At 62.8% G+C, this 25,724-nt stretch carries 21 protein-coding genes; 9 read left to right on the top strand and 12 right to left on the bottom strand.

The window, feature by feature from the left end:
- Nucleotides 1-41: 41 nt before the first annotated feature.
- From tssG to tssE, 3 genes are read right to left on the bottom strand one after another with little or no spacing between them, the layout of a single operon-like run.
- A complete protein-coding gene (gene tssG, locus J8847_RS01910) occupies nt 42-1,133 on the bottom strand; it encodes a type VI secretion system baseplate subunit TssG (protein ID WP_211522996.1) in 1,092 nt (363 codons plus the stop codon).
- Nucleotides 1,097-2,941: a type VI secretion system baseplate subunit TssF gene (gene tssF / locus J8847_RS01915; RefSeq protein ID WP_211522997.1), complete on the bottom strand. Its 1,845-nt coding sequence runs from the start codon at nt 2,939-2,941 to the stop codon at nt 1,097-1,099. Before tssF ends, tssG begins: the two co-directional genes overlap by 37 nt.
- Before the next feature lie 3 nt (nt 2,942-2,944).
- Nucleotides 2,945-3,475 carry a type VI secretion system baseplate subunit TssE gene (gene tssE, locus J8847_RS01920; RefSeq protein WP_211522998.1) on the bottom strand — a complete coding sequence of 177 codons (531 nt, stop codon included), beginning with the start codon at nt 3,473-3,475 and terminating at the stop codon, nt 2,945-2,947.
- Nucleotides 3,476-3,615: 140 nt separating this feature from the next.
- On the opposite strand from tssE, the gene tssK reads away from it, so the two are divergent.
- Nucleotides 3,616-4,953, top strand: coding sequence for a type VI secretion system baseplate subunit TssK (gene tssK, locus J8847_RS01925; protein ID WP_211522999.1), 1,338 nt, complete (start codon nt 3,616-3,618; stop codon nt 4,951-4,953).
- A gap of 109 nt (nt 4,954-5,062) precedes the next feature.
- On the opposite strand, the gene J8847_RS01930 is transcribed toward tssK, so the two are convergent.
- The 5 genes from J8847_RS01930 to glmS form a co-directional block, all read right to left on the bottom strand.
- Nucleotides 5,063-5,317 (bottom strand): PAAR domain-containing protein, encoded by a 255-nt coding sequence (locus tag J8847_RS01930; protein WP_211523000.1) that lies wholly within the window; start codon nt 5,315-5,317, stop codon nt 5,063-5,065.
- 55 nt (nt 5,318-5,372) lie between these two features.
- The gene (locus tag J8847_RS01935; RefSeq protein WP_229429555.1) at nt 5,373-6,992 is read right to left on the bottom strand and encodes a tetratricopeptide repeat protein; all 1,620 of its coding nucleotides are present in this window, start codon (nt 6,990-6,992) and stop codon (nt 5,373-5,375) included.
- A 2-nt stretch (nt 6,993-6,994) separates the two neighbouring features.
- On the bottom strand, nt 6,995-9,028 hold the full coding sequence (locus tag J8847_RS01940; protein ID WP_211523002.1) for a phospholipase D-like domain-containing protein: 2,034 nt from the start codon (nt 9,026-9,028) through the stop codon (nt 6,995-6,997).
- A 26-nt stretch (nt 9,029-9,054) separates the two neighbouring features.
- The gene (locus J8847_RS01945) at nt 9,055-11,805 is read right to left on the bottom strand and encodes a type VI secretion system Vgr family protein (RefSeq protein WP_211523003.1); all 2,751 of its coding nucleotides are present in this window, start codon (nt 11,803-11,805) and stop codon (nt 9,055-9,057) included.
- 291 nt (nt 11,806-12,096) lie between these two features.
- Entirely contained in the window at nt 12,097-13,926 is a 1,830-nt protein-coding gene (glmS, locus tag J8847_RS01950) for a glutamine--fructose-6-phosphate transaminase (isomerizing) (RefSeq protein WP_211523004.1), read from the bottom strand.
- Nucleotides 13,927-14,088: 162 nt separating this feature from the next.
- On the opposite strand from glmS, the gene J8847_RS01955 reads away from it, so the two are divergent.
- Nucleotides 14,089-14,559 (top strand): Lrp/AsnC family transcriptional regulator, encoded by a 471-nt coding sequence (locus J8847_RS01955; protein ID WP_211523005.1) that lies wholly within the window; start codon nt 14,089-14,091, stop codon nt 14,557-14,559.
- A 191-nt stretch (nt 14,560-14,750) separates the two neighbouring features.
- Here the strand turns inward: J8847_RS01955 and glmU are convergent, their stop codons facing one another.
- Nucleotides 14,751-16,127: a bifunctional UDP-N-acetylglucosamine diphosphorylase/glucosamine-1-phosphate N-acetyltransferase GlmU gene (glmU, locus tag J8847_RS01960; RefSeq protein WP_211523006.1), complete on the bottom strand. Its 1,377-nt coding sequence runs from the start codon at nt 16,125-16,127 to the stop codon at nt 14,751-14,753.
- A gap of 77 nt (nt 16,128-16,204) precedes the next feature.
- On the opposite strand from glmU, the gene J8847_RS01965 reads away from it, so the two are divergent.
- The 4 genes from J8847_RS01965 to J8847_RS01980 all read left to right on the top strand — a co-directional run bounded on the left by J8847_RS01965 (nt 16,205) and on the right by J8847_RS01980 (nt 18,607).
- Entirely contained in the window at nt 16,205-17,047 is an 843-nt protein-coding gene (locus J8847_RS01965; RefSeq protein WP_307727489.1) for a DUF6279 family lipoprotein, read from the top strand.
- A gap of 40 nt (nt 17,048-17,087) precedes the next feature.
- Nucleotides 17,088-17,729, top strand: a complete 642-nt coding sequence (gene rsmD, locus J8847_RS01970) for a 16S rRNA (guanine(966)-N(2))-methyltransferase RsmD (protein WP_229429547.1) — start codon at nt 17,088-17,090, stop codon at nt 17,727-17,729.
- A gap of 104 nt (nt 17,730-17,833) precedes the next feature.
- A complete protein-coding gene (coaD, locus tag J8847_RS01975) occupies nt 17,834-18,334 on the top strand; it encodes a pantetheine-phosphate adenylyltransferase (protein WP_211523008.1) in 501 nt (166 codons plus the stop codon).
- Nucleotides 18,335-18,346: 12 nt separating this feature from the next.
- Entirely contained in the window at nt 18,347-18,607 is a 261-nt protein-coding gene (locus J8847_RS01980; RefSeq protein WP_211523009.1) for a YfhL family 4Fe-4S dicluster ferredoxin, read from the top strand.
- On the opposite strand, the gene J8847_RS01985 is transcribed toward J8847_RS01980, so the two are convergent.
- Nucleotides 18,608-18,829, bottom strand: a complete 222-nt coding sequence (locus J8847_RS01985; protein ID WP_211523010.1) for a ChaB family protein — start codon at nt 18,827-18,829, stop codon at nt 18,608-18,610. It lies immediately after the preceding gene.
- 14 nt (nt 18,830-18,843) lie between these two features.
- On the opposite strand from J8847_RS01985, the gene J8847_RS01990 reads away from it, so the two are divergent.
- Nucleotides 18,844-19,398, top strand: a complete 555-nt coding sequence (locus J8847_RS01990; protein ID WP_211523011.1) for a DUF1003 domain-containing protein — start codon at nt 18,844-18,846, stop codon at nt 19,396-19,398.
- Between the two features lie 534 nt (nt 19,399-19,932).
- Here the strand turns inward: J8847_RS01990 and J8847_RS01995 are convergent.
- Complete coding sequence (locus J8847_RS01995; protein ID WP_211523012.1) at nt 19,933-20,217, bottom strand: hypothetical protein; 285 nt, start codon at nt 20,215-20,217, stop codon at nt 19,933-19,935.
- A 140-nt stretch (nt 20,218-20,357) separates the two neighbouring features.
- Between J8847_RS01995 and J8847_RS02000 the strand changes: the two genes are divergently transcribed.
- Entirely contained in the window at nt 20,358-21,314 is a 957-nt protein-coding gene (locus J8847_RS02000) for a LysR family transcriptional regulator (RefSeq protein ID WP_211523013.1), read from the top strand.
- A 45-nt stretch (nt 21,315-21,359) separates the two neighbouring features.
- On the opposite strand, the gene J8847_RS02005 is transcribed toward J8847_RS02000, so the two are convergent.
- Nucleotides 21,360-21,815: an Lrp/AsnC ligand binding domain-containing protein gene (locus J8847_RS02005; protein ID WP_211518786.1), complete on the bottom strand. Its 456-nt coding sequence runs from the start codon at nt 21,813-21,815 to the stop codon at nt 21,360-21,362.
- Between the two features lie 217 nt (nt 21,816-22,032).
- On the opposite strand from J8847_RS02005, the gene putA reads away from it, so the two are divergent.
- The gene (gene putA, locus J8847_RS02010) at nt 22,033-25,680 is read left to right on the top strand and encodes a trifunctional transcriptional regulator/proline dehydrogenase/L-glutamate gamma-semialdehyde dehydrogenase (RefSeq protein ID WP_211523014.1); all 3,648 of its coding nucleotides are present in this window, start codon (nt 22,033-22,035) and stop codon (nt 25,678-25,680) included.
- The last annotated feature ends 44 nt before the right edge of the window (nt 25,681-25,724 follow it).

Genomic DNA, 25,724 nt, shown 5'->3' on the forward strand with positions numbered 1-25,724 from the left:
GAATCTAGCGTGCGCGCCCTTGGGAGTGACGCGGGGAAACCCTACAGGACATGCAGGCCGTAGCGCACGTCGCGCCGGTTGGCCGTCTGCGCGCCCTCGACCAGGAAGGCGTCCCAGCCGAGCCGCACCGCCGGCCCCGTCTCGCGCAGGGCCGCGCTGCGCACGTCCAGCGCGCGCAGCTCCAGCTCGATCTCGTAGGCCAGGGACACGCCGGTGAACATCGACAGCAGGCTTTTCAGGGCCCTGGCCGCCATGCCGCCGGGCAGGAAGGCGTCGAAGCGCGCGCGGTCGAGCGGCCCGACCACCAGGCGCAGGCGCAGGTCGCGCTGCCAGACGCGGGCGCCGGCGATCGCGCGCGCCCCGAGCACGGCATTGCCGTCGCCCAGCATGGTCTGCTGGGGCAGCGGCACCGCGTACCAGTCGCCCACGAACTGCTCGACCATGACCGGCTGGCCGAAGTATTCGGACAGCACGCGCCCGATCTGCACGGCGGAAGCGGGACGCTGGCGGATGCTGGAGGCAAAGTAGCCCAGGGTTTCGTCCAGCACCGCGCCGTGTTCCGGGCTGGCCAGGCGCGCGCGCAGCGAGGCGTCGCCGACGCCGGCCAGCGCCAGCAGCAGCGGCAGGAAGGCGTCGCGCCCATCGAGCTGGTACTGCTGCGCCAGGCGGTACTTGCGCCAGGCCGCATAGAACAGGGCCAGCGAGCGGTTCGAGAAGGTGTCGAGGAAGGCGCGCGGTCCCTCGTCCTTGTCTTTATCGGAGGCCTGGTGCTCGGCAAGACGCTCGGTGTAGTGGGCCGGCAGGACGCCATTCCCGCCCAGCAGGCCCATGAAGGCCGGGGTAATGCGGATATGACGCAAGGCGCCGGATTCCAGCGCCGTTGCGAGCGCCGCGGGCTGGGGCTGGATGTCGCGCGGTTCGATCTGGACCGCCTCGAGCTGGCTGGGCGGGAAGCGCAGGGAGGTCGAATTCTGGAAGCGCAGATGGCGCGCGACGAGGTCCTCGCCGGTCCGGCCACGGCGCCGCAGCCAGGTTTCCAGCAGGCGCACGGCCTGGAAGAACTCGAAGCGCCAGGGCTCGCGGCACAGGCGCTCGATTACAGCAGGCTGAGGTCCCCGCTTCGCGGTTCGCATGTGAGCAGCTCCTCTCCGGTTTGGCGCGACACCATCACCAGCCGCGTGAAGCTGTTGGCGTGCACGTACAGCGCAAGAAAGCGCTCGACGATGTGGGCGAAGGCGTGGATGCCGCTGCCGACAAAGGCTTCCTCGTCGATACTCAAACGCACCTCGACGCCGCGCACCAGGCAGTTGAAGGGATTCCCCGCCATCCAGGCGCTGGCCGGCTGGTAGTCGATGGCCGCGACGCCGCCGATCTGGCGCTGCGAGGAGGGTGAGCGTGGCAGGTCGTGCAGCGCCAGCATCTCGCGGAAGGCCTCGACGCCGCCATCGGCCAGCGACAGGTGGTTCAGCGACAACAGCGAGATCAGGCGCCAGTGGGCGTTGCGTCCGCTCGGGAAGCGCCAGGAGGCGGTGGGTTTGCGCAGGAAGGAAATCTCCTTCACGCTCGATCCGCCTTCCAGTAACAGGTCGCCGCCCGGCTGGCCGTAGCTCAAGGCGCTCGGCAGGTCGCGGTTGGTGCAGGTGAGTTCGACGCTGAGCGTGTCGGTCTCCACGGCGGCCGGATCGAAGTCGATGTCGACGATGGACACCTGGGTTTCGAAACCCGGGCTTTTTTCCAGCAGGCTTTCGTCGCGCCGCATCGCCCAGTAGTGGCCATGTTCGCTGGGTGTCTGCGCATGCCGCAGCGAATAGAAAGGGCGGAACTCCACCACCGACTCGCCCTGCGGCGTCTGCCGGATCAGGCGCAGCGCATCGATCGACACCACCTCGTAGGCATAGGCGCGGCGCGCATCGGCCAGCACCGGGTAGCTCGCCGTCGTGTGGGTCAGCTGGATCGGCTCGCCGCGCTGGCGGAACAGGTTGACCACGGGCGTGCAGCCCAGCAGGACGTTGTTGGTCGAGAGCGTGCCCAGCATGCGCGCCAGGTTCGAATCGGCGCGCATGCTCGACAAGGCCAGGTGCAGCGTGACCGCGCGCGCGCCCGGCGGCAGGGCCTTGGCCAGCGCCGCCAGGTCGATGTCGAAGAAGTTGAATTTCTCGGGGAAGCAGAAGTATTCGGTGAGCAGCCGGTAGGCGGTGTGCGAGCGGGCGGGGAAGTCGATCAGGGCCTCGTCGTCCTCGAAGCCGGCCGGCTTGACCGGAATGGAGGGCAGCGCCGCCCAGCGTCCGCTGCCTGGCAGCTCGGCGTAGGCGGCCACGCTGCGCATGAAGAGGGCGTCGCGCAAGGCCGCGCAGAACGAAGCTTCGCCGTCGATGAAGACGCGCAGCGTATCCACTCCCAGCTGGCCCACGCCGCCCTGTTCTGCGGTGGCGGCCAGGGTGAAACTGATGCTGGACGACGCGCCGGCCGGCAGCCGGACCGCATCGGGGGCGTCGATGATGGCGGAGAAGCTTGCGCGCGTGAGCGCCAGCGGCGCCACCGCCACCGGATACACGGTGCGGAAGGTACAGGCCACGCCGCGCACGGGGCGGGTGGTGAGCTGGGTGCCGCGCGCGATCGTGCTGGCCGCGGTCTGCTGCTTGGCCGCGGCGGCGACATCCAGGCGCGCGATCGAGCAGGATGGAAAAGGACGCAGGTAGTGCGGATACAGCACCTCGAACAGCGCCTCGGTGAATTCCGGGTAGTCGTCGTCGAGGCGCTTGGCGATGCGCGCGTTGAGCAGGGCGAAGGATTCGATCATGCGCTCGGTGTGCGGGTCCTCGCACACCTCGCCGCTGATCAGGAGGCGTCCGGCGATCTTGGGATAGCGCTCGGCGAAGTCGCGCAGGTTGCGGCGCAGGTAACCCAATTCGCTCTCGTAATAGGGCAGCAGCTGTTCCACGCTTCAGGCTCCCCTCGCCGTCGCTGCGGCCTGCTGCGGCTTGGCGCGCCCCGGCCTCCTGATGCTGTACTGGAGGGTGGAAGGCTGCAGCACGGCGTCGAAGTTGACCGGTTCCTGCGACACGCTCACCGCCAGCACGGCAGTGATCGAGAAGCTGAGGCGGTTGACCGACTCTTCGCGCACCTCCAGCAGGGCCTTCACGTCGCGCAGGCGCGGTTCGTGGCAGGCGATGGTCTTCTCGATGCAGCTGCAGATATAGGCGCGGTCGGAAGGACTGGACAGCGAACGGTCCGCAAAGTCGGTGAGGCCGTAGCTGACCATCGACTGGCTACATTCCGGGAAGTCTTTGAGCGCGTCCTCGTCGAGGATGGAGCGGGTGTTGAGCAGCGCCTCGAGGTCGCGCGCGACCATGTCCTTCAAGTCCTCGGCGGACAAGCGTGGATGGGCGCTGCCGTTTGCGTTGCCGCCATGGGCCGCGCCACGCAGCGGCACGCCCAGCAAGCGGTCGAATAGTCCCGGCGTAAAACCATTCATCGTGCCTCCAGAAAAGAAATCGCATGGTGCCACGTTGGCTGTCGCAAATATTTGATCAAATTCACATAGGCATCTATCACGCGTTGCTATTGTTTCCGAGCAAAGTTCCGCCAACCGCAAGACGTGAGGAAAGCCAGCACATGACGAGCAAAGTTCTCTGGGGCGAAGGCCTGCTGTTGCGCCCACAGCATTTCCAGCGGCAGGACCAGTACCATGAGCACTGCCTGCACAAGGGCATCCGGGCCGTGCATCCGTATGCGTGGGGGGTGGACAAGCTGGAAGTCGACCGCGACGCCCTGGGCAGCAGCGTGCTGCGCATCCTCGAGCTGTCGCTGCGCTTCCAGGACGGCCAGCTGGTCGAAGCGCCGGGGCCCGACGCGCTGCCCGACACCGTGGACCTGAGCCAGCTGGAGGCCGCCCAGAGCGTCACCTATTACGCCGCCGTGCCAGGGCTCAAGCCCTTCACCGGCAACTTCGTCCAGCCCGGCCAGACCGACAACACCGCGCGTTTCAGGCAAGTAAACGAAGAGACGCCGGACCTGTACACGCAAGCCTCGCCGGTGCAGCTGGCCTACCTGAAAACCACGGTGCGCCTGGTGTCGGAGTTCGAGCCGCGCGACGCCTACGTGCACTTTCCGCTGCTGCGCCTGCGCCGCGCCGCCACCGGCGGCTTCGAGCTCGATATGGGCTTCGTGCCGCCGGCCTTGTCCATCGGCGCCTCGCCGGTGCTGTTCCTGCAATTGCGCCGCCTGCTCGATGCGCTGCAGGCCAAGGTCGGTGCGCTGTACGGCCACCAGCGCGAACCGAGCCGCAACGTGGTCGAATTCCGCTCGGGCGACATGTCCTCGTTCTGGCTGCTGCACACGGCCAGCTCCGCGTATGCGGCGCTGACCCACCACTTCCACCATCCGGCCCTGCATCCCGAGCGCCTGTTCGCGCAGCTGCTGGACGTGGCGGGCGGCCTGATGACGTTTTCGAAAAGCTGGACCCTGGGCGATTTGCCCTCCTACCAGCATGCCGATCCAGGGCCGGCCTTCGCCAAGCTGACCACCATCATCCGCGAGCTGCTGGACACGGTGATCTCGTCGAAGTACTTCGCCATCGCGCTGAACGAGACGCGGCCCTGCTACCACCTGGGCATGCTCGACTCGGGCAAGATCGACGAGGACACCACCTTCTATGTCGCCGTCTCGGCCGATATCCCGGCGCTGGAGCTGGTGGACGTGGTGCCGGTGCGCTTCAAGGTCGGCGCGCCGGACGATGTGGAAAAGTGCGTGCTGTCCGCCCTGCCTGGCGTGCGGCTGCAGCATGCGCCCCAGGTGCCGGCGGCGATTCCCGTGCGGCCGGACACCTGCTACTTCGTGCTGGAGTCGAAAGGGGCGATGGCCGAGCGCATGCTCAAGGCGCAGTCGATCTCGATCTACGTCCCGGCGGGCATGAAGGAGCTGAAGCTGGAATTGCTGGCGGTCGTGGCCTGAAGCGCGGATATGATCTCATCCACTCCCGCCGAACAAGCGAATGTCGGCGGGAGAACGAGGTCGTCAACGCCGCGCTACGAAATCATGGCTTACCTATGTTATCCACTTGTCAGATCGACGAAATCAATTTCGCACCACAAGCAGTGAGATCGTTATCGTAGGCATAGGGCCGGCCCTTGTGTTTAGCTCCAGCACCGTCCGGCCTGATGGCAAACTTCCCTTTGCATTTGGGGCACAGTGTCATGTCGTCTTCAAGTGCAGCCTCCATGCCCATCACGACAGTACCTGAGGACACCGAAATAACCTGACCACCGTGGTCCGTTTTGTCATTCATGCGAATTACGCCACGCCCCTCATGCTTCATATAGCCTCCTGACACAGATTGATGAGTTAACCGCTGACGAGCAAAATTTCCTGCACTATTTGTCGTTTTCCGTACCTGCCTCCAAAAGATGCCACTTCAACTCCGTACTCTCCAGCGGAAGCATCCAGTCGCGCTTCGGGTCAGGGAAGGCTTGCCCCGCCGTTATCCAGCGCTGCCGCCAAGCTTGGTTGACTTCTTGTTCAAGTGGATGACCCGGCGTGATCCACGGCTGCCACGTCCCCGTGACCGGACAACGCTTGTTACCCGTACATTCCATAGGAGGCGCCAGGCGTGGAACTGGCCGCGATAACCTGAGCGCTGTGCGCGGCGCAACTGCGCCACCGTCGTTGCGTACGGTGAGAACACGTTGCCAGACGATACCGGCGATGGTCTTCGAGCCCATTCCGTCCGGGAAGCGCAGCTGCTCGAACGCTTCGCCCTTTACGTAGAGACCGGGTCCGATGCCAGTCAAGAAAGTACGCACTTCGGCCGCTTCCTGCGGCGCTGTCGGTTGCCAATAGCCTGCAACAGGCGCTTGGAGCGCGGTGGTTGTTTCATTGATGGGCCGGAACACATAGGCGCTGTCGAGGAAATAACGGCCCTTTCTTAATGAAGCTTCGGTAGATGCCGGAGTATCTGGCGCAGGCACGACGGCCATGGCTGCCGCGAGCAGGCTTTCGCGCTTGCCATCCCAAGGTGGCAAGGATGCCGGAGGGAGGGGCAGAATCTTGTCGAGGTTTGGGAAGCGGCGGTCTGGATTGAATCCGAGTGCGTCGCGGAGCATGGCGTAACGCTGCGCGCGCGCCTTGTCGATGAAGGGCACGAACATGTTTGCCAAGTCGTCCGGGTGGTCGAACTCGTACCACAAATAGATCGCGCAGAACTGACATCCCCCCTTTACGCCTTCGTGGAGGGCGCGCATTACGCGCTCGCGGGTTGCCGGCGTTTCGCTGCCGGTTGGCATGCCGTCCGCCCCCCTAGGCAGTTCATACATCGGTTTCATCTCCACCGCGGCCGGGCCGTAACCTTGGGCGAGCGCGCATTCGAACATCTTGATCGCGATCGGGATGTTGCCCCAGTAGCCGGGCTTGAGGTTGTCTCCGCCTGCATCCATTTTCTCCCCGAGGAAGGCCATCGATTGCGGATTGCCCATCTGGGCCGCCTTCTGGAAAAAGGCATACGCGCGGTCGGGATCGCCACGCACGCCGGTACCGTTGAGGTAATAGGTACCCATCCTGTCGTAGGCAGCCGGAATACCCAGCTCGATGGCTTGCGACACCAGTGCCACCGCCTCACTTTCGCCATGCGGTGGATCGCGGCCTTCGACGTACAGGCTGGCCAGGTTTAGCATCGCCTTCCAGTGATGCCGTTCGGCGGCCTGGCGGGTCAACTGAACGATTTTCTTGTACTCGCGGTCTTCATAGAATGTCGTACGATCTTCTAACGCTCGCGCTTCGAGGAACCAGTCGTCTGCCTGGGCGTCGATGGGCGGCACCTTGCTGGCTTCAGTCTGGCACTCGAAGGAAGCAATGTGCGGATCGAAAGGCGGCAGTTCTTGCATGTATCCGGGGAGCTTCTTCTTGTCCATGTCGCAGGCCGTTAGAAAAATAAGCGTGATCAGGAAAATTGCCAGATGACGGCAACGCAACGGGGAAACAGCGGCAGAGGTGACCATGATCAACCGAAGCGCATGGTCGAGCTTCGGCTATCGTCCAGTGGGACGATGAAGCCTTCCATCTGCTTCTTCTTCGGACTAGTTGGCGGCGCCTTTTGTCGATTCTTGTTTTCGTTCATCAGCGTTATCCAATTAAAGAATGTTTCCTTAATTTCCTGCTGCGTTGCGTTTCTTCCGTTATTTCTTTCGGTCGCGAGCTGCGTCCAAATTCGTTTTCGCAGTTCAGTCGCATGGCGCGGGTCGTTTGTGGCAAGGTTGATCTCGCTGTCTACCGCCATGCTGCGCTGGTTCAGGTTGGCGCTGCCGAGCGTAAAAAATCCGTCGTCGATCAGCAGCAACTTGGAATGGATGTAGATTTCGCGGTAGCGCCACTGGCGCCTAGCCTGGTTGAACTCGCAGGCATTGAGCACGGCCACGCACACCTGCAGGCCATAGATCTCTTCGAGGATGAGTCTGGAAGGCTTGTCGATCCTGTTTGCTGTCGAAACCACGTCTGGCAAGGTTTCCTCTGTCGCCCGCATACCGTTCACGCCCCTGAATGCGTACTGCCTGGCGGCTGCCGCATCGCGCCTGGCCTGTTCATTCGCCTCTTCAATCATCTTGACCTGTCCGGTCATGCCGTCCTGCTGGCCCAGCGTCGCCAGCGTATCGAAGGTACGCGGAACCATCTGCGCCTTTTCAGGCGCTGGAATGACAACGAAGACGTACATCATCGGCAGGTCTTCCTTGGTTTTTCCAATCTTCGAGCAGTTGCGGTTCCAGCCGGCGATCACCTTTTTGCGGATCGCCAGCAGATGCTCGGCCCAGTCCTGATACTGGAAATACTGGTTTTCCATGTACAGGTAGCCCGTCCCCGCAGCTGCGACGCGGGTCGCGTTGAAGTAAATGTCCTTGATTGTGAAGTCGTCCTCCTCTGGCTGCGTCCTGACGATCTGCACCGTCGAGTCGCCGGGGGCGGCCTTACGCAGGAGAGCGGAGGGTGGCGTGGTACACACGTACGGCTTTGCGGGGGTAGCGCCACCTGCACGCTCCCAGGCCCGCTCGAAATTCTCATGGACGGCTATGAGCGCCCGGCCGCCCTCGATGCGGCAGGCATAGTCGCGGTAGGGTTTCAAGGTGTCAAAATCGAAGAGGTCCTTGACGCCCTCCGCGCGCTCCTGCTTTGTCTTGGCGCCGCCTTGTTCACGCAAGGGATTCTCGACGCAATGCTCCGGGGTATCCCAGTAGTCGGTGAGGGAGTTCAGGCCCATGACGTAAGCCACCGCCTTCTTGCCGTCGTCGTAGGCAAAGTCGATCAGGATCGGCTTCTGATGATGGGTGCCGCCTAGGGTGAACAGCTTGCGTTCTACGGCGTCGGGCTGTCTCGCTTCATGGTCAAGCGACTCGCCGATGCTGCCGGAATCGCCATCGCGTGTGCGAATGCTGATGCCCTGCAGCCGTCCTGCGAACGCCGCCTTGTACCAACTGCAGCAATACTCCTCCCTGGCCATTGCCGCCAATTTGTCGCCGGGAATATTCCATTCCTTTTTATGGCGGTTTTCCCGGGCATGTTCGCGTATCAGCTGCAGGCTTCGAGCCGCGTTGAGTTGCTGGACTGCGATATCACCAGTCTGGATGGTCCAGGGATTCTTTCCATGTGTATGGCCGGGCATGTGCTTTTGCACCTTGCCGCCGCTGTAGCTATACCAAACCAGCAGGCGTACCCGCACGCCGCGCCTTCCCGCTGCAATTAAAAGATCGCCATAGGTCTCGGCACGAGGCCAGTTGTAACCGTTACGCACCAATTCCATGCCCGGATCGAAACCCCAGCACACCAGGTCAATGCTTCCCTTCGCAGCTGCGATGTCCCTGGCGATGGCCGCGAAACCATCTTTCCCGCAGATATGCACACTGAGCTTGTTGTTGTGAGTAATGGGATGGGTTGCGTTTCCCTTTTTGTTCTTGTCTTCCACAAACCATTGAATGGTGGATGTCGCCTTACAACTGACCTCGTCGATATGGACCTGTTCGGTTCGCAGATATTTTTCAGAGCTCATGATGTTCCCTGTTCTCTTCGCAGCTGTCAGGAATAGGTACGGCCTTCCAGCGATCCGTCCAGTGCGCGTGCCCCCTCATTCGAAAGAAGCTGCTCGCGGTGCAAGGCTTTGTCCGTAGGATCAAACTTCTCCCAAGCTTTCAGGTCGAACTTATCGCCGTTCGCCAGCTCGACCGTGTATTCCTGGGTGCCGCTCGCATGCTCGATGGCGATACGCCCAAGATCGTCGGTGATGCCCTCGTCGACCTGGCTGCCGTTCTTGTAGAGTGCGTAAGGGACGTTCGCGAACGCGCGTCCATTTCCAGCATGCGTTTGCAGCATGAAGAGCAACTGCTTCTGACCTTCCGGCGGCTTCGGCTCCGTAATCGTGATCTTGTGCTCCACCGATGGCTGCGGCCGGTTCTGGGGCGCGAGGGTCTCGAGGTTGCCGTGAAATAGCGCCGGCTTGGGCGCGAAGACCTGCATGCGGTCGGTGATTTCGACCATGGCCCCGGGGCCGTGCAGCCGCACCCCTTTCTTCCCTCTGATGTCGACCCAGTCGGATTGGCTGATCAAGGACAGGACCTTATGGGCGATAAGCTGGATATCGTCGTCATGCGCCTGCACCGTGATCTTGCCGGACGCCGCAATCAGCTTCATGCCCGCCTTGTGGACGAACAGACGGAAGGTCTGCTTGACGCTCGCAAACAGGCTGTCGCCCGTTGCTATCGAGAGGCTGCGTCCGGCAGTGAGCGCCGTATGCTCGGCGCTGGCGATGTGAGTCGACTGCGCCGAGCTCGTCTCGATTCCTGCTGGACTGGCCAGGATGAGGTGGGGTTGGGAAAGTTCGGGGAATTGTTCGCCGGCGCCGCGTACCTCTTCATTCTGTGCCTTCAACACGTCCACGACGTCGTGTTGCTGCCCGCCTTCCTGGGCCAGGCCCTGCAACGCGGCCGTGGCTTGATCGTCGTGCAGCTTGTGTGCGGCATCCAGTCGCTTTGCCGTTTCCTCCATATCCTTGATCGGCCCGCGGGCGCCCTGTCGCGCTTCGGTCGTGATCAGGAGCCCTTTGGCGGCACGCGCCACGCCGTGCCCATCGGTACGCAGCTCCCAGCCTTCGCCACGCGCATCCTTGCGGCCGGCGGTGTCCTCGATGCGCGTGATGTGGCCGAGCGACAGCTGGCTGCACTGGTGGTCGCTTTTGAGCTGCACCTGGATCTGTTCTTTCGTATCGTCCAGGACGAGATGGTTGCCGCGCCTGCCGCCGCCCAGCTCCCGGCTGCGTAGGCCAGCCAGCGACTGCTGCTGTGGCAGTGACCACGGCGGCATGTGGGCCTGGTTGTAGAGCGCGCCAAGGATCAGGGGATGGTCGATGTTCCCATTGGGATAGACAACGGCCACTTCCTCACCCACGCGTGGCAGGCGGATCTGCCCGAATTCGTCGCCGGCGGCCGGGCTCAATACCCTGATCCATGGCGAGCTGTACTCGTCGTACTTGCCCAGCCGGTCCCAGTGGAACTGCAGCTTGACGCGACCGTAGCCATCCGTGTGGATGTCGGCGCCGGCCGGGCCGACGACGATTGCCGTGTGCAATCCCGTATAGATCACAGGCTCGCTGTTGTAGTGCAGGCCAGGACGCCACCGGATATCCTTGCGGATGCAGGTGAAGCGGTTCTTGTAGTGCGACGGTACGCTCGGGCCGACCTGGTAATTATTGGATATCTCATGGTCGGCGGACAAGATCAAGTAGAAGCGGTCCTTGATACTGCCACGCGATTCGCGGTCGTATTTCCCTGAGCGCGACTCGGCGCTGAAGTGGCCGCCGAGCTTGAAGGTGCGGCCGGGCAGTACACATCGCTCATTGCCCGCTGCCTCGAAATACCGAGTGTCCTTGTCTGCTTCGTCCATGCGCCGCGCCGCCAACTGTCCACCATCGCCGTACAGGCGAAAACCATAGGCGCCAAGATCTTCGTGGATCTCGTAAGCAGGGAAGTCGCCTTGCCGGTTCATGGAAAGCGCGTCGACGTGTTGGACTCTAGGATTCTTGTAGTCGAAGCTCGTGAGGGTGGTCTGGCCCGAGCCGAGACGCCGGATTGCGGCCCACTCATGGATGCCGTCGTCCTCGCGCGAGCCGCTCTGATCGTGGAACGAGATCACGTACGCTTCCTCGCCGATCGGCTCAGCCAGCAAGCTGTTGTCCGAAATGATGAGCTTGTGGCGGCCGAATTCGTGCTCGTACCAATAGTGCAGTCCAAGCGCTTCCCAGCGCCGGTGCAGGTGGTTATAGTCGGTCTCGTTGTACTGGTTGGCAACGGTGAGCTGCGGATCTTCGCCAGTCAGGCGCATGTCCCAGTCGGCTTGGCGGTAGTGCTTGAGGGTTCCTTCGGTAATCTCGCGCACGGTCTTGTTATGGAACGAGACGCAGTCTTTGCGCAGCCGGGCGAACGCGAGCCAGGGTTCGAACACCATCTGGTAAAAGGCGAAGCCACCGTCGCTGCGCAGGAAACGGAATTCGGTGATATAGCCGTTGAAGTAGCGTAACGATCCATCCTCCCGCACCAGGGAAATGGTCGCCATTTTTCCAATGACGGTTTTTAGCGGAATGCGTGGATCGTCGGACAATAACTCAGCCACACCCCGGAAGCAGCGGGAAATCGCCTCATGAAAAACCAGCTTGTTCGGCAAGAGAATCGCGGGCGGGCCATCCTCGCAAGGAAAGTCCATTCGCATGAGCCGCTTGTGCTGGGATGCATCGCTGAACGCCGAGAGCGCAGCTGAGACTTCCTGACGTTCGCCCATTGTTTGCCTCCGGTTGGCCGCTGGCGTGGCCGTAGTCGCAAAGAAAAAGTTAGCGGCTACCTTACCCTGATGCTGTCAATATGAAACTGAACAGGATCAACATTGGACTCGACATTGCGAAAGACTTAAGGCGGGGTCTCGGCGAAGCTCGCCGAGCTGCTTGCTCTCTTGCTTGGATTGCCACATACATATTGGCGCCGTTAAATGAAAAAGGGCCCCGACACAAAGTGTCGGAGCCCATAGTCAGTCAGTCTCTATTTATACGTGTTAGCAGAGCAAACTGTAGAAAACTTATTCCACCGTCACCGACTTCGCCAAGTTACGCGGCTTGTCCACATCGGTACCGCGCGCCAGCGCGGTGTGGTAGGCCAGCAGCTGCAGCGCAGCCACGTGCAGGATCGGCGACAGCTCGCCGTAGTGCTCCGGCAGGCGGATCACATGCAGGCCGTCGCCCGAGGTGATGCGCGAGTCGACGTCAGCGAACACGTACAGCTGGCCGCCGCGGGCGCGCACTTCCTGCATGTTCGACTTCAGCTTTTCCAGCAGCGCATCGTTCGGGGCGATCGTGACCACCGGCATCTCTTCGGTTACCAGCGCCAGCGGGCCGTGCTTCAGCTCGCCTGCCGGGTAGGCTTCGGCGTGGATGTACGAGATTTCCTTGAGCTTGAGCGCGCCTTCCAGGGCGATCGGGTAGTGCATGCCGCGGCCCAGGAACAGGGCGTTTTCCTTGCGTGCGAATTCTTCGGCCCAGGCCATGATCTGCGGCTCGAGCGCCAGCACCGAGGACAGCGCGACCGGCAGGTGGCGCATCTGCTTGAGGTGCTCGGCTTCTTCCGCGTCGCTCAGGCGGCCGTTGACTTGTGCCAGGGTCAGGGTCAGCAGGAACAGCGCAGCCAGCTGGGTGGTGAAGGCCTTGGTCGAGGCCACGCCGACTTCGACGCCGGCGCGGGTGATGTAGGCCAGCTTGCACTCGCGCACCATCGCGCTGGTGGAGACGTTGCAGATGGTCAGGGTGTGCGGCATGCCCAGGCTGCGTGCGTGCTTCAGCGCGGCCAGGGTATCGGCCGTCTCGCCGCTCTGCGAAATGGTCACGACCAGGGTCTGCGGGTGCGGCACGCTGTCGCGGTAGCGGTATTCGCTGGCGATCTCGACGTTGACCGGGACCTTGGCGATGCATTCGATCCAGTACTTGGCGGTCAGGCCGGCGTAGTAGCTGGTGCCGCAGGCCAGGATCAGCACGCGGTCGATTTCCTTGAACACGCCGTAGGCGCCGTCGCCGAACAGTTCCGGCATGATGCCGGTGACGCCTTCCAGGGTGTCGCCGATGACGCGCGGCTGCTCGAAGATTTCCTTCTGCATGTAATGGCGGTATGGGCCCAGCTCGGCCGCGCCGGTGTGGGCGTGCACGGTCTTGACTTCGCGCTCGACCGAGCGGCCTTCGGCGTCGACGATCCAGTAGCGGGCCAGTTGCAGGTCGACCACATCGCCTTCTTCCAGGTAGATGATCTGGTCGGTGGTGCCGGCCAGCGCCATCGCGTCCGAAGCGACGAAGTTCTCGTTCTCGCCCACGCCGACGATCAGCGGCGAACCCTGGCGCGCGGCGACCACGCGGTGCGGCTCTTCGCGGCAGAACACGGCGATCGCGTAGGCGCCGTGCAGGCGCTTGACGGCTTGCTGCACGGTGTCGAACAGGTCGCCGTTGTACATGTGGTCGACCAGGTGGGCGATGACTTCGGTGTCGGTCTGGCTCTGGAAGACGTAGCCGAGGCTGGTCAGCTCCTGGCGCAGCTCGTCGTGGTTTTCGATGATGCCGTTGTGGACAAGTGCGATACGCGCGGTCTCTTCGTTCGGCGAGAAGTGCGGGTGGGCATTGTGCGACGCCGGCGCACCGTGGGTGGCCCAGCGGGTGTGGGCGATACCGGTGAAGCCGTCCAGGCGCGCTTCGCGGACCTGGGATTCGAGGTCGGCCACGCGCGAGGTGCTGCGCGAACGGGTCAGGCGGCCGTCGAGGTGGACGGCGACGCCGCAGGAGTCATAGCCCCGGTATTCCAGGCGCTTCAGGCCTTCGATCAGGACGGGAGTGATGTTGCGCTTGGCGACTGCACCGACGATACCGCACATGGCTTCTACCTCATTAAAAATTGTTAACTAAAGCTATGCTAGGGCAACTGTCGTGAAATAAGCTTTCAGAATCAGCCTGTTTTTGTTAGATTATTTCATGACCCTACAGTGATGAAATTTTCTTTCATTTCATCGAACATATTTTAAGAATATTTCACAGCGATGACAGAAGAACCTATCCTCGACGAACTAGATCGTCGCATCCTCAACACACTGCAGACTGATGCATCGCATACGAACGCCGAACTGGCGGAACTGGTGCATGTCTCGCCGCCTACTTGCCTACGCCGCGTCAAGCAGTTGACCGAGGGCGGCGTGATCGAGCGCCAGGTGGCGATCGTGAATCCGGACAAGGTCGGCGCCCGGCTGACGGCCATCGTCGAGATCACGCTCGATGTGCAGGCTGCCGAGCGCATGGACCAGTTCGAGAAGCTGGCGGCGCTGGAAAACGCGGTGATGCAGTGCTACCGCGTGGCGCCGGGGCCGGATTTCGTGCTGATCGTGCAGGTGCCGGATATGCCGGCGTATCACGCGCTGGCGCATCGCTTGTTCACATCCCACGCGAATGTGCGGAATGTGAAGGCGTATTTTTCTACGCATCGCAGCAAGTTTGATACGCGGATTGCGGTTTGATTGAGAGCTAATTGCTACTCATGCAAACTTGGGTTCCGGCCTTCGCCGGAACGACGATGTAGGGGCTGAACTTGATGCTCGACTGTGGATAACTATGTGGAAGACCCCTTTGAAAACCACAGGATAAGCATGTGATTACCCTGTGTTTTTCTTGTGTTTTTCCTGTGATTACCCTGTCGGTATCCGGTGGATTACTTCTTCACCTTCACCGGGCGCTTCCAGTTTTCGATGGTCATTTGTTTCGGGCGCGAGATGGTCAGCTTGCCGGCCGGTGCGTCCTTGGTGAGGGTGGTGCCCGCACCCAGGGTCGCCCCTGCGCCCACGGTGACCGGGGCCACCAGCTGGCTGTCGCTGCCGATGAAGGCGTCGTCCTCGATCACGGTGCGGAACTTGTTGGCGCCGTCGTAATTGCAGGTAATGGTGCCCGCGCCGATGTTCACGCGCGAACCCACGGTGGCGTCGCCCACGTAGGCCAGGTGGTTGGCCTTCGAGTGCGCGGCGACGGTGCTGTTCTTGATCTCGACGAAGTTACCCACATGGACGTCCTCGCCCAGCTGGGTGCCCGGACGCAGGCGCGCATACGGGCCGATCTGCGACTTGTCGCCCACCACGGCGTCTTCGATGTGGCAGAAAGGCTTGATCTGGGCGCCCGCGCCGATCCTGGCGTTCACCAGCACGCAGTTCGGTCCGATGCTCACGCCGTCGGCAATTTCCACGCGGCCCTCGAAGACGCAGCCGACGTCGATCACGACATCGCGGCCGCACACCAGTTCGCCACGCACGTCGATGCGCGCCGGATCCATCAGGGTGACGCCTTTTTCCAGCAGGGCATTGGCGATATTCAGTTGATGACGGCGCTCCAGCTCGGCCAGCTGGACCTTGCTGTTGACGCCGGCCACTTCCCACTCCGCCGAGGGCTGGGCGGACACGACCGGTACGCCCTCGGCCACGGCCTTGGCGACGATGTCGGTCAGGTAATACTCGCCCTGGGCATTGTTGTTCGACAGCGATTCCAGCCAGCTCTTCAGGCGGCTGGTGGGGATGACCATGATGCCGCTGTTGATCTCGCGGATCGCGCGTTCCGCCTCGTTGGCATCCTTTTCCTCGACGATGCGCACGATATTGCCGTTCTCGCGGACGATGCGGCCCAGGCCGAAGGGATTGGCCTGCTCGACGGTCAGGATCGCCAGCTTGTCCTTACCGGCAGCCTCGACCAGGCGCTGCAGCGAATCGGCAGTGGTCAGCGGTACGTCGCCGTACAGCACCAGGGTGGGCGCGTTGTCATCGATCTGCGGTACGGCCTGCATCACGGCGTGGCCGGTGCCCAGCTGCGGCTGCTGCAGGGCAGTGTCGATCGCGGCGCCGGTGGATTCTGCCAGCTTGGCCACCATCTCGGGCACCGCTGCGCCCCCGTGACCATAAATCACGCATAATTTGCTCGGCTTGAGGCTGCGGGCGGTGTCGATGACATGCTGCAACAGTGGCTTCCCAGCCAGCGGATGCAGAACTTTTGGCAGTGCGGATTGCATGCGCTTACCCATGCCGGCGGCGAGGATCACTACGTTCATAAGCCGTTCTCGAAAAAGTTGAAAATATGAAAAATTTTAGCACGCCAGATTCCTTGTTCCGGCGCACATTTGCCCTGTTGGCCATTGCGCTGCTGGCGCTGGTGGCGGGCTGCAGCACGATCCGCTTCACCTACAACCAGGGCGACACTTTACTTTACTGGTGGTTGGATTCCTACGTCGACTTCGAGGGTACCCAAGCCGACGTCGCCAAGCGCGACATCAATAAGTTATTCCAGTGGCACCGCCAGACCCAGCTCAAGGATTACGCTGCCTTGCTGGGAACTTTCCAGCGAGAGCTGGGCGGCACTCCCACCCAGGCCGACCTGATCACCGGTTACCGCGAGATGCGCGTGCGCGGCGAGCGCCTGGCGCTGCACGCCGTGCCCGAGATGACCACCCTGGCGATGTCGATCACACCGGAGCAGATCGGCAACATCGAAAGCAAATTCAACAAGAAGAACGAAGAATACCGCCGCAAGTTCGTCACCGGCGACGCGGAAAAACGCCAGAAGGCCCGCTACAAGAAATCGATGGAGCAGTTCGAGCTCTGGTTCGGCAATTTCACCAGCGAGCAGGAAACGATCATGCGCCGGGCCTCGGACGCGCGTCCGCTCGACGCCCACATCTGGCTGGAGGAACGCCAGTGGCGCCAGCGCCGCATCCTGGCCATGCTGCGCAAGGTACAGCTGGAGAAATTGAACCGCGAACAGACGACGGCCCAGGTCCAGGCCATGCTGCGCGATATCTTCGGCCGCCTCGAGTCGCCCGAGCGCAAATCCTTCTACGACAACTACATCGACCAGACCACGAAGTACATCCTGACCGCGATCCGCACGGCGACCCCGGCGCAAAAAGCCCATGCCCAGCAGCGCATGCAAGGCTGGATCCAGGATTTCCAGGCCTTGGCGGCCGGCAAGTAGCGAGAAAAAGGGGAGCGGGGCCCATGCTATAGTGCCGCCCATGCAGAAAAAGTCCCACCCCAAGCCCCATGGCGCGCCGCGCATGGCGCAGCACCAGGTCCGCATCATCGGCGGCGCCTGGAAACGCAGCCTTCTCCCCGTTGTCGACGCCCTTGGCCTGCGCCCGACGCCGGACCGGGTCCGCGAAACGGTCTTCAACTGGATCAACCACCAGCTCGGCGGCGACTGGGAAGGCGTCACCGTCCTCGATCCCTTCGCCGGCTCCGGCGCCCTGGGTTTCGAAGCGGCCAGCCGCGGCGCCGCCTCGGTGACGATGATCGACAACCATGGCCCGGCAGTACGCCAGCTCGAAGCGAACCGCGACAAGCTCAAGGCCGGCAACATCACCGTCTTGCGCGCGGACGCCGTCACGATGTTGCGCGACATGGCCGCGCGCGGCCAGCGCTTCGATGTGATCTTCCTCGATCCGCCTTATCAACAAGAACTCCTGGCCAAGACCTTGCCCCTGTGCCCGGCGCTGCTGAAGGAGGACGGCATGGTCTATGCCGAAGCCGAAGCGGCCCTGCCCCTGGAAGAAGGCGAGGACAGGCCGGAATGGCTGGGCGGCTGGGAAGCGGTACGCGCCGATAAAGCCGGCATGGTCTATTACCACCTGCTCAAGTTGCACAAAAACAAAACCTAAGCGACGATTCTGCACAAGAATTGAGCAAAAGCCGCCCCACCCTGGGGCGGTTGCCGGTTTTTCAGGCATAATGCGCCTTTAACAGGGCATTCTCAGGAGCCGCAATGGTTGTAGCCGTTTATCCAGGTACGTTCGATCCGCTGACCCGCGGCCACGAGGATTTGGTGCGTCGTGCATCCGGCCTGTTCGACCGTCTGATCGTCGGCGTTGCAGACAGCAAGAACAAGCGTCCATTCTTTACGCTCGACGAACGGCTCGAGATCGCCAAGGAAGTGCTGGGCCATTATCCGAACGTGCAGGTCGAGAGTTTCTCGGGACTGCTCAAGGATTTCGTGCGCGAGCACGATGCCCGTGTGATCGTGCGCGGCCTGCGCGCGGTATCGGATTTCGAATACGAGTTCCAGATGGCGGGCATGAACCGCTACCTGCTGCCCGATGTCGAAACCATGTTCCTGACCCCGTCCGACCAGTACCAGTTCATTTCGGGCACCATCGTGCGCGAAATCGCGCTGCTGGGCGGCGATGTGTCGAAATTTGTCTTCCCCTCGGTCGACCGCTGGCTGCAAAAGAAAATCGCCACCATGGCGGCCGCACCGAAAGCCTGAGCGAGAAGTAGCATGGCCCTTTTGATTACCGACGACTGCATCAATTGCGACGTGTGCGAGCCCGAGTGCCCGAACGAAGCGATTGCTATGGGCGAAGAGTTCTACCAGATCGATCCGAACAAGTGCACCGAATGCGTCGGTCACTTCGACGAGCCGCAATGCCAGCAGGTCTGCCCGGTGGCCTGCATTCCCCTGCATCCCGACTGGCGCGAATCGCGCGAGCAACTGCTGGCCAAGTACGAGCGCCTGACTGCCGCCAAGACGGCGGCCTGATTACAAGACCGGCTCCCAGTCGCCGGTCTCCTCGCTTTTCCTGTATTTCCTCTTCACCGCGGTCTTCCACGCCACCATGTGCGCGGTCCGTTCGCGCGCCTCGCCGCGTTCCGCCACTTCGTCCCACACCTCGTTGAATACCGCCTGGTAGGTCTCCAGCGCATAGTCCGGCAGGCCCGCGCGCACGTGCGGCGGCAGCTCGGAAATCGATCGATAGGGCATGCTATGCTCCTTTCATGGATGCTCAAGACGACGATCTGGCCGGCAAGCTCCCCCATTCAGTGCACGAGAACCTCGGCACGATTGCGGAATTTCACGAGCGCAAGAAGGAGCAGTTGTCCCCAGCCCAGGCCTTTTTCGAGCGGGTGAGCCTGGTCCTGGGCACGCCGGCCTATGTCGCCGCCAATCTCGTGTTCGCAGTGTGCTGGATCGCCTGGAACCTTGTCGCACCCAATATCGGCTTCACGCAGATCGACGAGCCTCCCTTCTTCTGGCTCCAGGGCCTCATCGGCCTGAACGCCTTCATCATTTCCACCGCCGTGCTGATTCGCCAGAATCGCATGTCCAAGCTCGCCAACCACCACGCCCATGTCGACCTGCAGGTCAGCCTGCTGGCGGACGAAAAGACCAGCAAGATCATCCAGATGCTCGAAGAGCTGCGCCGCGACATGCCCGGGGTCAGGAACAAGGTCGACGAGGAGGCGGATGAGCTCGCCCAGCGCACCGATACGGAGGCGGTGATCACCGCCATCGAGCGCGAGTCAGACGGCATCAACTGCGAACGCAAATAATTCCCTGAAGAGCTGTCCTATGAACCGGCTAGGGTCATGCCCACGCCGGTTCTTTCCTTCGTCCGTCGTCTTTACCGGAAGTAATTTACAACGACCTATTGAATGTGAAATTCGTGTAATAGGTATTCTTCTGATTTAATTGATGCGCCAAAATAGGGACAACGTCTCCAAATATATCAATTTTTCAGGAAACGATAGAAGAACAGCCGGCTTACAAGATCTTCGCTTAACAACGATACTTTGTCCCTCTTTGATCACGCATTCCCACGCGAACTCGCATTTTTGTATCAATCCCTGAAAATCCAAATATCTACTCTTTGTGATATTTGTTAAATCGGATAATCAAGAAAACCCCGGTGACGAAGAGTCACCCATGCATGCGCCCGGAATGGTCGGCATATCAGAGGAGAAAACGAAAGGGATATAGCCGCGGCATCGATTTCGGCGGCAGACGGGGAAAGCGGACGAAAAAAAACGCGGTATCCGTTTCCGGACACCGCGCTACACGGAGAAATCGGGAGTGCTGGGTGGCGCTTAGTGGCGGCAGGCCATGGCGCGTACTTCGGCGGCCTCGACCTCGTTCAGGCCCGCAGCCCGGCGTTCGCGCGCCAGCGCATCGCGCTGGGCCTGGCGCGCGGCCAGCTCGGCCTTGGTGCGGCGCGGGCGCACGGTCAGGAACAAGGCGCGGCCGATGCCGACCAGCAGCGGACGGAAGAACATGGCCGTACCACCCAGCAGCGCCAAGGTCGCAGTAGTGCGGAACACCTGGCCGTAAGGCAAGGTGGCGGCGGTCTGGAGTAGGGTAGTTGCAGCGGACATGATCTAGCTCAATATGGTATGGTGTGAAATATAGTGCAACGCAACATATAAATCTAATTCCGTTTGTTGATAGTGCTTATACTGTTTGTGAATGATTTGATGTACACTTGTGTGCACACAACAGTCCTCCCCGAGTTCCCATGAGCTTCCTGACGCTTGACCTGAACCTGCTGCGCGTTTTCGACGCGGTGATGACCGAGCAAAACCTGACCCGCGCCGCCGGCCACCTGGCGATGACCCAGCCGGCAGTCTCCAACGCCATCAAGCGTTTGCGGGAAAGCCTGGGCGACGAACTCCTGATCCGCACCGCCTATGGCGTCAAGCCGACGCCGCGCGCCGAAGCGCTGTGGCCGGCCGTGCGCCAGGCCCTGGCGGCGCTGGAAGCGGCCGTGATGCCGGAAACCTTCGACGTTTCCAAGGCCCAGGCCACCTTCCGCATGGCGATGGCCGACGCCACCGCCGCGCTGTGGCTGCCGTCCCTGATGCGTTCGATCGAAAGCGAGGCGCCGGGCGTGAACATCCGCATGGTGCCGCTGACCACGCGCGAACCGCGTCCCATGCTGCTGCGCGGCGACATCGACCTGGCGGTGGGCTTTTTCCCGGGCGTGGCGGCCCAGCTGTCCTACGAGACCGGCTCGCCGATCCGCCACGAGCGCCTGTATTCGGGGGTCTATGTGTGCGTGATGCGCAAGGACCACCCGCTGGCCAAGGAAAAGCTGGACCTGGACACTTATTGCAAGGCCAACCACCTCCTGGTGAGCTTCTCGGGACGGGCGCACGGCCTGGTCGACGAAGCGCTGGCCCAGATCGGCCGCGAACGCCGCATCCTGCTGACGGTGAATCAGTTCTTCACGGCAGGGCGCGTGGTGGCGAATTCGGATCTGATTACGGTGCTGCCGAAGCACCTGATGGTCTCGACCGGCATGACCGATGTGCTGGTCTGGCGCGAGCTGCCTTTCCAGCTGCCGGCCGTGCACCTGGACATGCTCTGGCACGAGCGCGACGGCCGCAGCCCGGCGCACCGCTGGCTGCGCAAGAACCTGGAAAGTATGGCGGAGAGCGCATCGCCGAAGACGGGCGCGCGCAAGGTGGTGTAATGCCCTGGTGCGCGGGGCTGGGGCCAGCTCCCGCGCCCGGTCTGCTCAACGAATGGGCAGCTTGGTCGTGTTCTTGACTTCTTCCATCACCGCATAGGTGTGCGTCTCGCGCACGCCCTTCTGCAGCAGCGTCTTGCCCAGGAATTCACGGTAAGCCGCCATATCCTTCACGCGCGCCTTGACCAGGTAGTCGAAACCGCCTGCCACCATATGGCATTCCAGGACTTCCGGGATCATCTGGACGCTCTGTTTGAATGCATCGAAGACTTCAGGAGTGGTACGATCCAGTACGACCTCGATGAACACCAGCAGCGAGACATCCAGCAGCTGGGGATTGAGCTGGGCCGTATAACCCTGGATATAACCGGACTCATGCAGCTTGCGCACGCGTTCCAGGCAGGCGGCGGGGGACAGGTTGACCCGTGCGGCCAGTTCGACGTTGCTTATTCGCCCGTCATTCTGCAATTCGGCCAGAATTTTCTTACTGATCTTGTCCAGCATCGGTCTCTCTCCGTTATAAATATTATTCGGTCAGATTGTCGCACCAAAAACTATCTTTTGCTAGTCTGTCGTAAAAACAGAATTAATCCAGAAGATTTCCTTCTACAATCGAATCATTTCACCGTGTCATGACATGCGCCGGCCAGCTCCCCAGCGGTACGGCGCTTTTGCTGCGCGCGGTGGCCCGTTTCCTCCCTTTTTCGATTGAAGACCAGCCATGCAGATTGCCGCTTCCCCGGCCTCCACCTTTGTTCCGTTCGATGCGCTCCAGGCCGAAGTCAAGCGCGACCAGTCGCCGCTGCGCGCAGCCATCACCGCCGCCTACCGCCGCGATGAAACCGAAGCCGTGCAATGGCTGCTGGCCCAGGGCGCCAGCGCCAACGGCGATGCCTACATGCTGGCGCACCGCCTGGTCTCGAGCGTGCGCGAAAAGCGCACCCGTTCCTCGGGCGTGGATGCGCTGATGCACGAGTTCTCGCTGTCGTCGGAAGAAGGCGTGGCGCTGATGTGCCTGGCCGAAGCGCTGCTGCGCATTCCGGACAGCGAAACCGCCGACCGCCTGATCGCCGACAAGATCAGCAAGGGCGACTGGCGCAAGCACCTGGGCGAATCGCCCTCGCTGTTCGTCAACGCCGCCACCTGGGGCCTGCTCATCACCGGCAAGCTGGTGAGCACCAATAGCGAAAAAGGCCTGGGCTCGGCCCTCACCCGCATCATCGCCAAGGGCGGCGAACCGCTGATCCGCAAGGGCGTGGACCTGGCGATGCGCATGCTGGGCAACCAGTTCGTCACCGGCCAGACCATCGAGGAAGCGCTGAAGAACAGCCGCGAGAACGAAACCCGCGGCTACCGCTACTCCTACGACATGCTGGGCGAAGCCGCGCTGACGGAAAGCGATGCGAAGAACTACTACGCTTCCTACGAAACCGCGATCCATGCGATCGGCAAGGCCTCGAACGGCCGCGGCATCAAGGACGGCCCGGGCATCTCGATCAAGCTGTCGGCCCTGCACCCGCGCTACAGCCGCGCGCAGTACGCCCGCGTGATGGGCGAACTGCTGCCGCGCGTGCGCAGCCTGGTCCTGCTGGCCAAGCAGTACAACATCGGCATCAACATCGACGCCGAGGAAGCCGACCGCCTCGAGATCTCGCTCGACATGCTGGAAGCCCTGGCTTTCGACCCTGAGCTGGCCGGCTTCGAAGGCATCGGCCTGGTGGTCCAGGCTTACCAGAAGCGCTGCCCCTTCGTGATCGACTTCGTGGTCGACCTGGCCAAGAGGAGCGGCCGCAAGTTCATGGTGCGCCTGGTGAAGGGCGCCTACTGGGACGCCGAAATCAAGCGCGCCCAGGTGGACGGCATGCCGGGCTATCCGGTCTACACCCGCAAGGTCTACACCGACGTCTCCTACCTCACCTGCGCACGCAAGCTGCTGGCCGCCACCGACGTGATCTACCCGCAGTTCGCGACCCACAACGCGCATTCGCTGTCGGTGATCTACACCTGGGCCAAGGCCGACGGTGTCAGCAACTACGAATTCCAGTGCCTGCACGGCATGGGCGAGACCCTGTACGACCAGGTCGTCGGCAAGAACAAGCTGGACAAGGCCTGCCGCATTTACGCGCCGGTCGGTTCGCACGAGACCCTGCTCGCCTACCTGGTGCGCCGCCTGCTGGAAAACGGCGCCAACTCGTCCTTCGTGAACCAGATCGTGGACGAAAACGTCGCGATCGACACCCTGCTGGCCGATCCGTTCGAGCAGGCGCGCGCCGCCGGCGCCAAACCGCACCCGGCCATCGCCCAGCCGCTGAACATGTTCGGCGCCGAGCGCAAGAACTCCGCCGGCTACGACCTGGTCAACGAAAACGTCCTGCGCCAGGTCACCGAAGGCCTGGCCCAGCAGCGCCAGCACGCGGCCGGCCCGCTGATCGCAGGCGGCGTCGAAGGCAGCGGCACCGCCAATGTCGTCAACCCGGCGCAATCGGCCGACATCGTCGGCACCGTGCGCGAAGCCTCGCGCGCCGACGTCGAGACCGCGCTGGCTGCCGCGTCAGGCTTCGCCGCCGAATGGGCCGCCACCAGCGCCGACGCGCGCGCCGCGATCCTGGAACGCACCGCCGACCTGTTCGAGCAGAACGGCGTCGAACTGATGGCCCTGGCCGTGCGCGAAGCCGGCAAGTCGCTGCCGAACGCGATCGCCGAACTGCGTGAAGCGGTCGACTTCCTGCGCTACTACGCCGTGCAAGCCCGTACTTCGGCCGCCGAGGGCGCACTGGGTCCTGTCACCTGCATCAGCCCTTGGAACTTCCCGCTGGCGATCTTCACCGGCCAGGTGGCCGCCGCCCTCGTGGCCGGCAACGTGGTGCTGGCCAAGCCGGCGGAGCAGACCCCGCTGATCGCCCACCGCGCGGTGGAACTGTTCATCGAAGCGGGCGCCCCGCGCGCCGCCCTGCAGCTGCTGCCGGGCCGCGGCGAGGTGGTCGGCGCCGCGCTGACCGCCGATACCCGCATCAGGGGCGTGATCTTCACCGGCTCCACCGAAGTGGCGCAGCTGATCAACCGCCTACTTGCCGCGCGTGCCGAAAAAGAAGGCATCGATATCCCGCTGGTGGCCGAAACCGGCGGCCAGAACGCCCTGATCGTCGATTCCTCGGCGCTGCCGGAACAGGTGGTGCAGGACGTCCTGAGCTCCGCTTTTGATAGCGCCGGCCAGCGCTGCTCGGCGCTGCGCGTGCTGTTCCTGCAGGAAGACATCGCCGACAAGACCATCAAGATGCTCAAGGGCGCGATGCAGGAACTGGTTGTGGGCAGCCCGGACCGCCTGGCCACCGACATCGGCCCGGTGATCGACGCCGAAGCGCAAGGCAAGCTGCTGGCCCACATCGAACGCATGAAGGCCACCGCGCGCAGCCACTTCGCGCTCGAGCTCCCAAGCTCCGTGACCGGCTACGGCACCTTCGTACCGCCGACCGTGCTCGAAATCGCCTCGCTGGCGGAACTGAAGCAGGAAGTCTTCGGCCCGGTGCTGCACATCGTGCGCTACCGCCGCGCCGAGCTGGCGCAGGTGATCGACACCATCAACGCCACCGGCTACGGCCTGACCCTGGGCGTGCACTCGCGTATCGACGAGACCATCGACTTCATCGTCGAACGTGCGCATGTGGGTAACATCTACGTGAACCGCAACATCGTTGGCGCGGTCGTGGGCGTGCAACCCTTCGGCGGCGAAGGCAAGTCCGGCACCGGCCCGAAGGCCGGCGGTCCGCTCTACCTGAAGCGCCTGCAGCGCGCCGCGGCGCCGCTCATGCAGCACCAGCGTACTCCGGAAGCGGGCCTGGAAGCGCTGCTCGGCTGGCTGCGCAGCAGCGGCCACCAGGACATCGCCGCGCTGGCCGAAGGCTACGGCCGCTCGGCGCTGCAGGGCGTGACGGTCGACCTGCCGGGTCCGACGGGCGAGCGCAACCAGCTGTCCTTCACCCCGCGCGGCACCGTGCTGTGCGCGCCCGCCACCCAGGCCGGCCTGCTCAACCAACTGGCCGCCGCGCTGGCGACCGGCAACCGCGCCCTGGTGCTGGCCGGCTCGCAGGAGCTGATTCCGGCCAACCTTCCGGTGCTGGTCAAGGAGCGCGTGCGCTTCGTCGGCGAGGCGGAACTGGGTGCGGAAGACTTCCAGATCGCGCTGCTGGAGACCGGCCTGGCCGGCACGCTGCGCTCGCAGCTGGCTGCGCGTCCGGGCGCAATCGTTGGTATCGTGGACACCAGCGCCAGGGAGCCGGTGGCCCTGTGGCGCCTGGTGGCCGAGCGCGCGGTGTGCGTCAACACGACCGCGGCTGGCGGTAACGCAAGCCTGATGACGCTGGGCCTGTAAGAATCGAAGTCGGACGCGTGGATGGGACTCCCCCGTCCACGCCA

Source organism: Massilia sp. AB1 (assembly GCF_018119385.1).
In the GTDB taxonomy this organism is placed as follows: Bacteria; Pseudomonadota; Gammaproteobacteria; order Burkholderiales; family Burkholderiaceae_D; genus Telluria.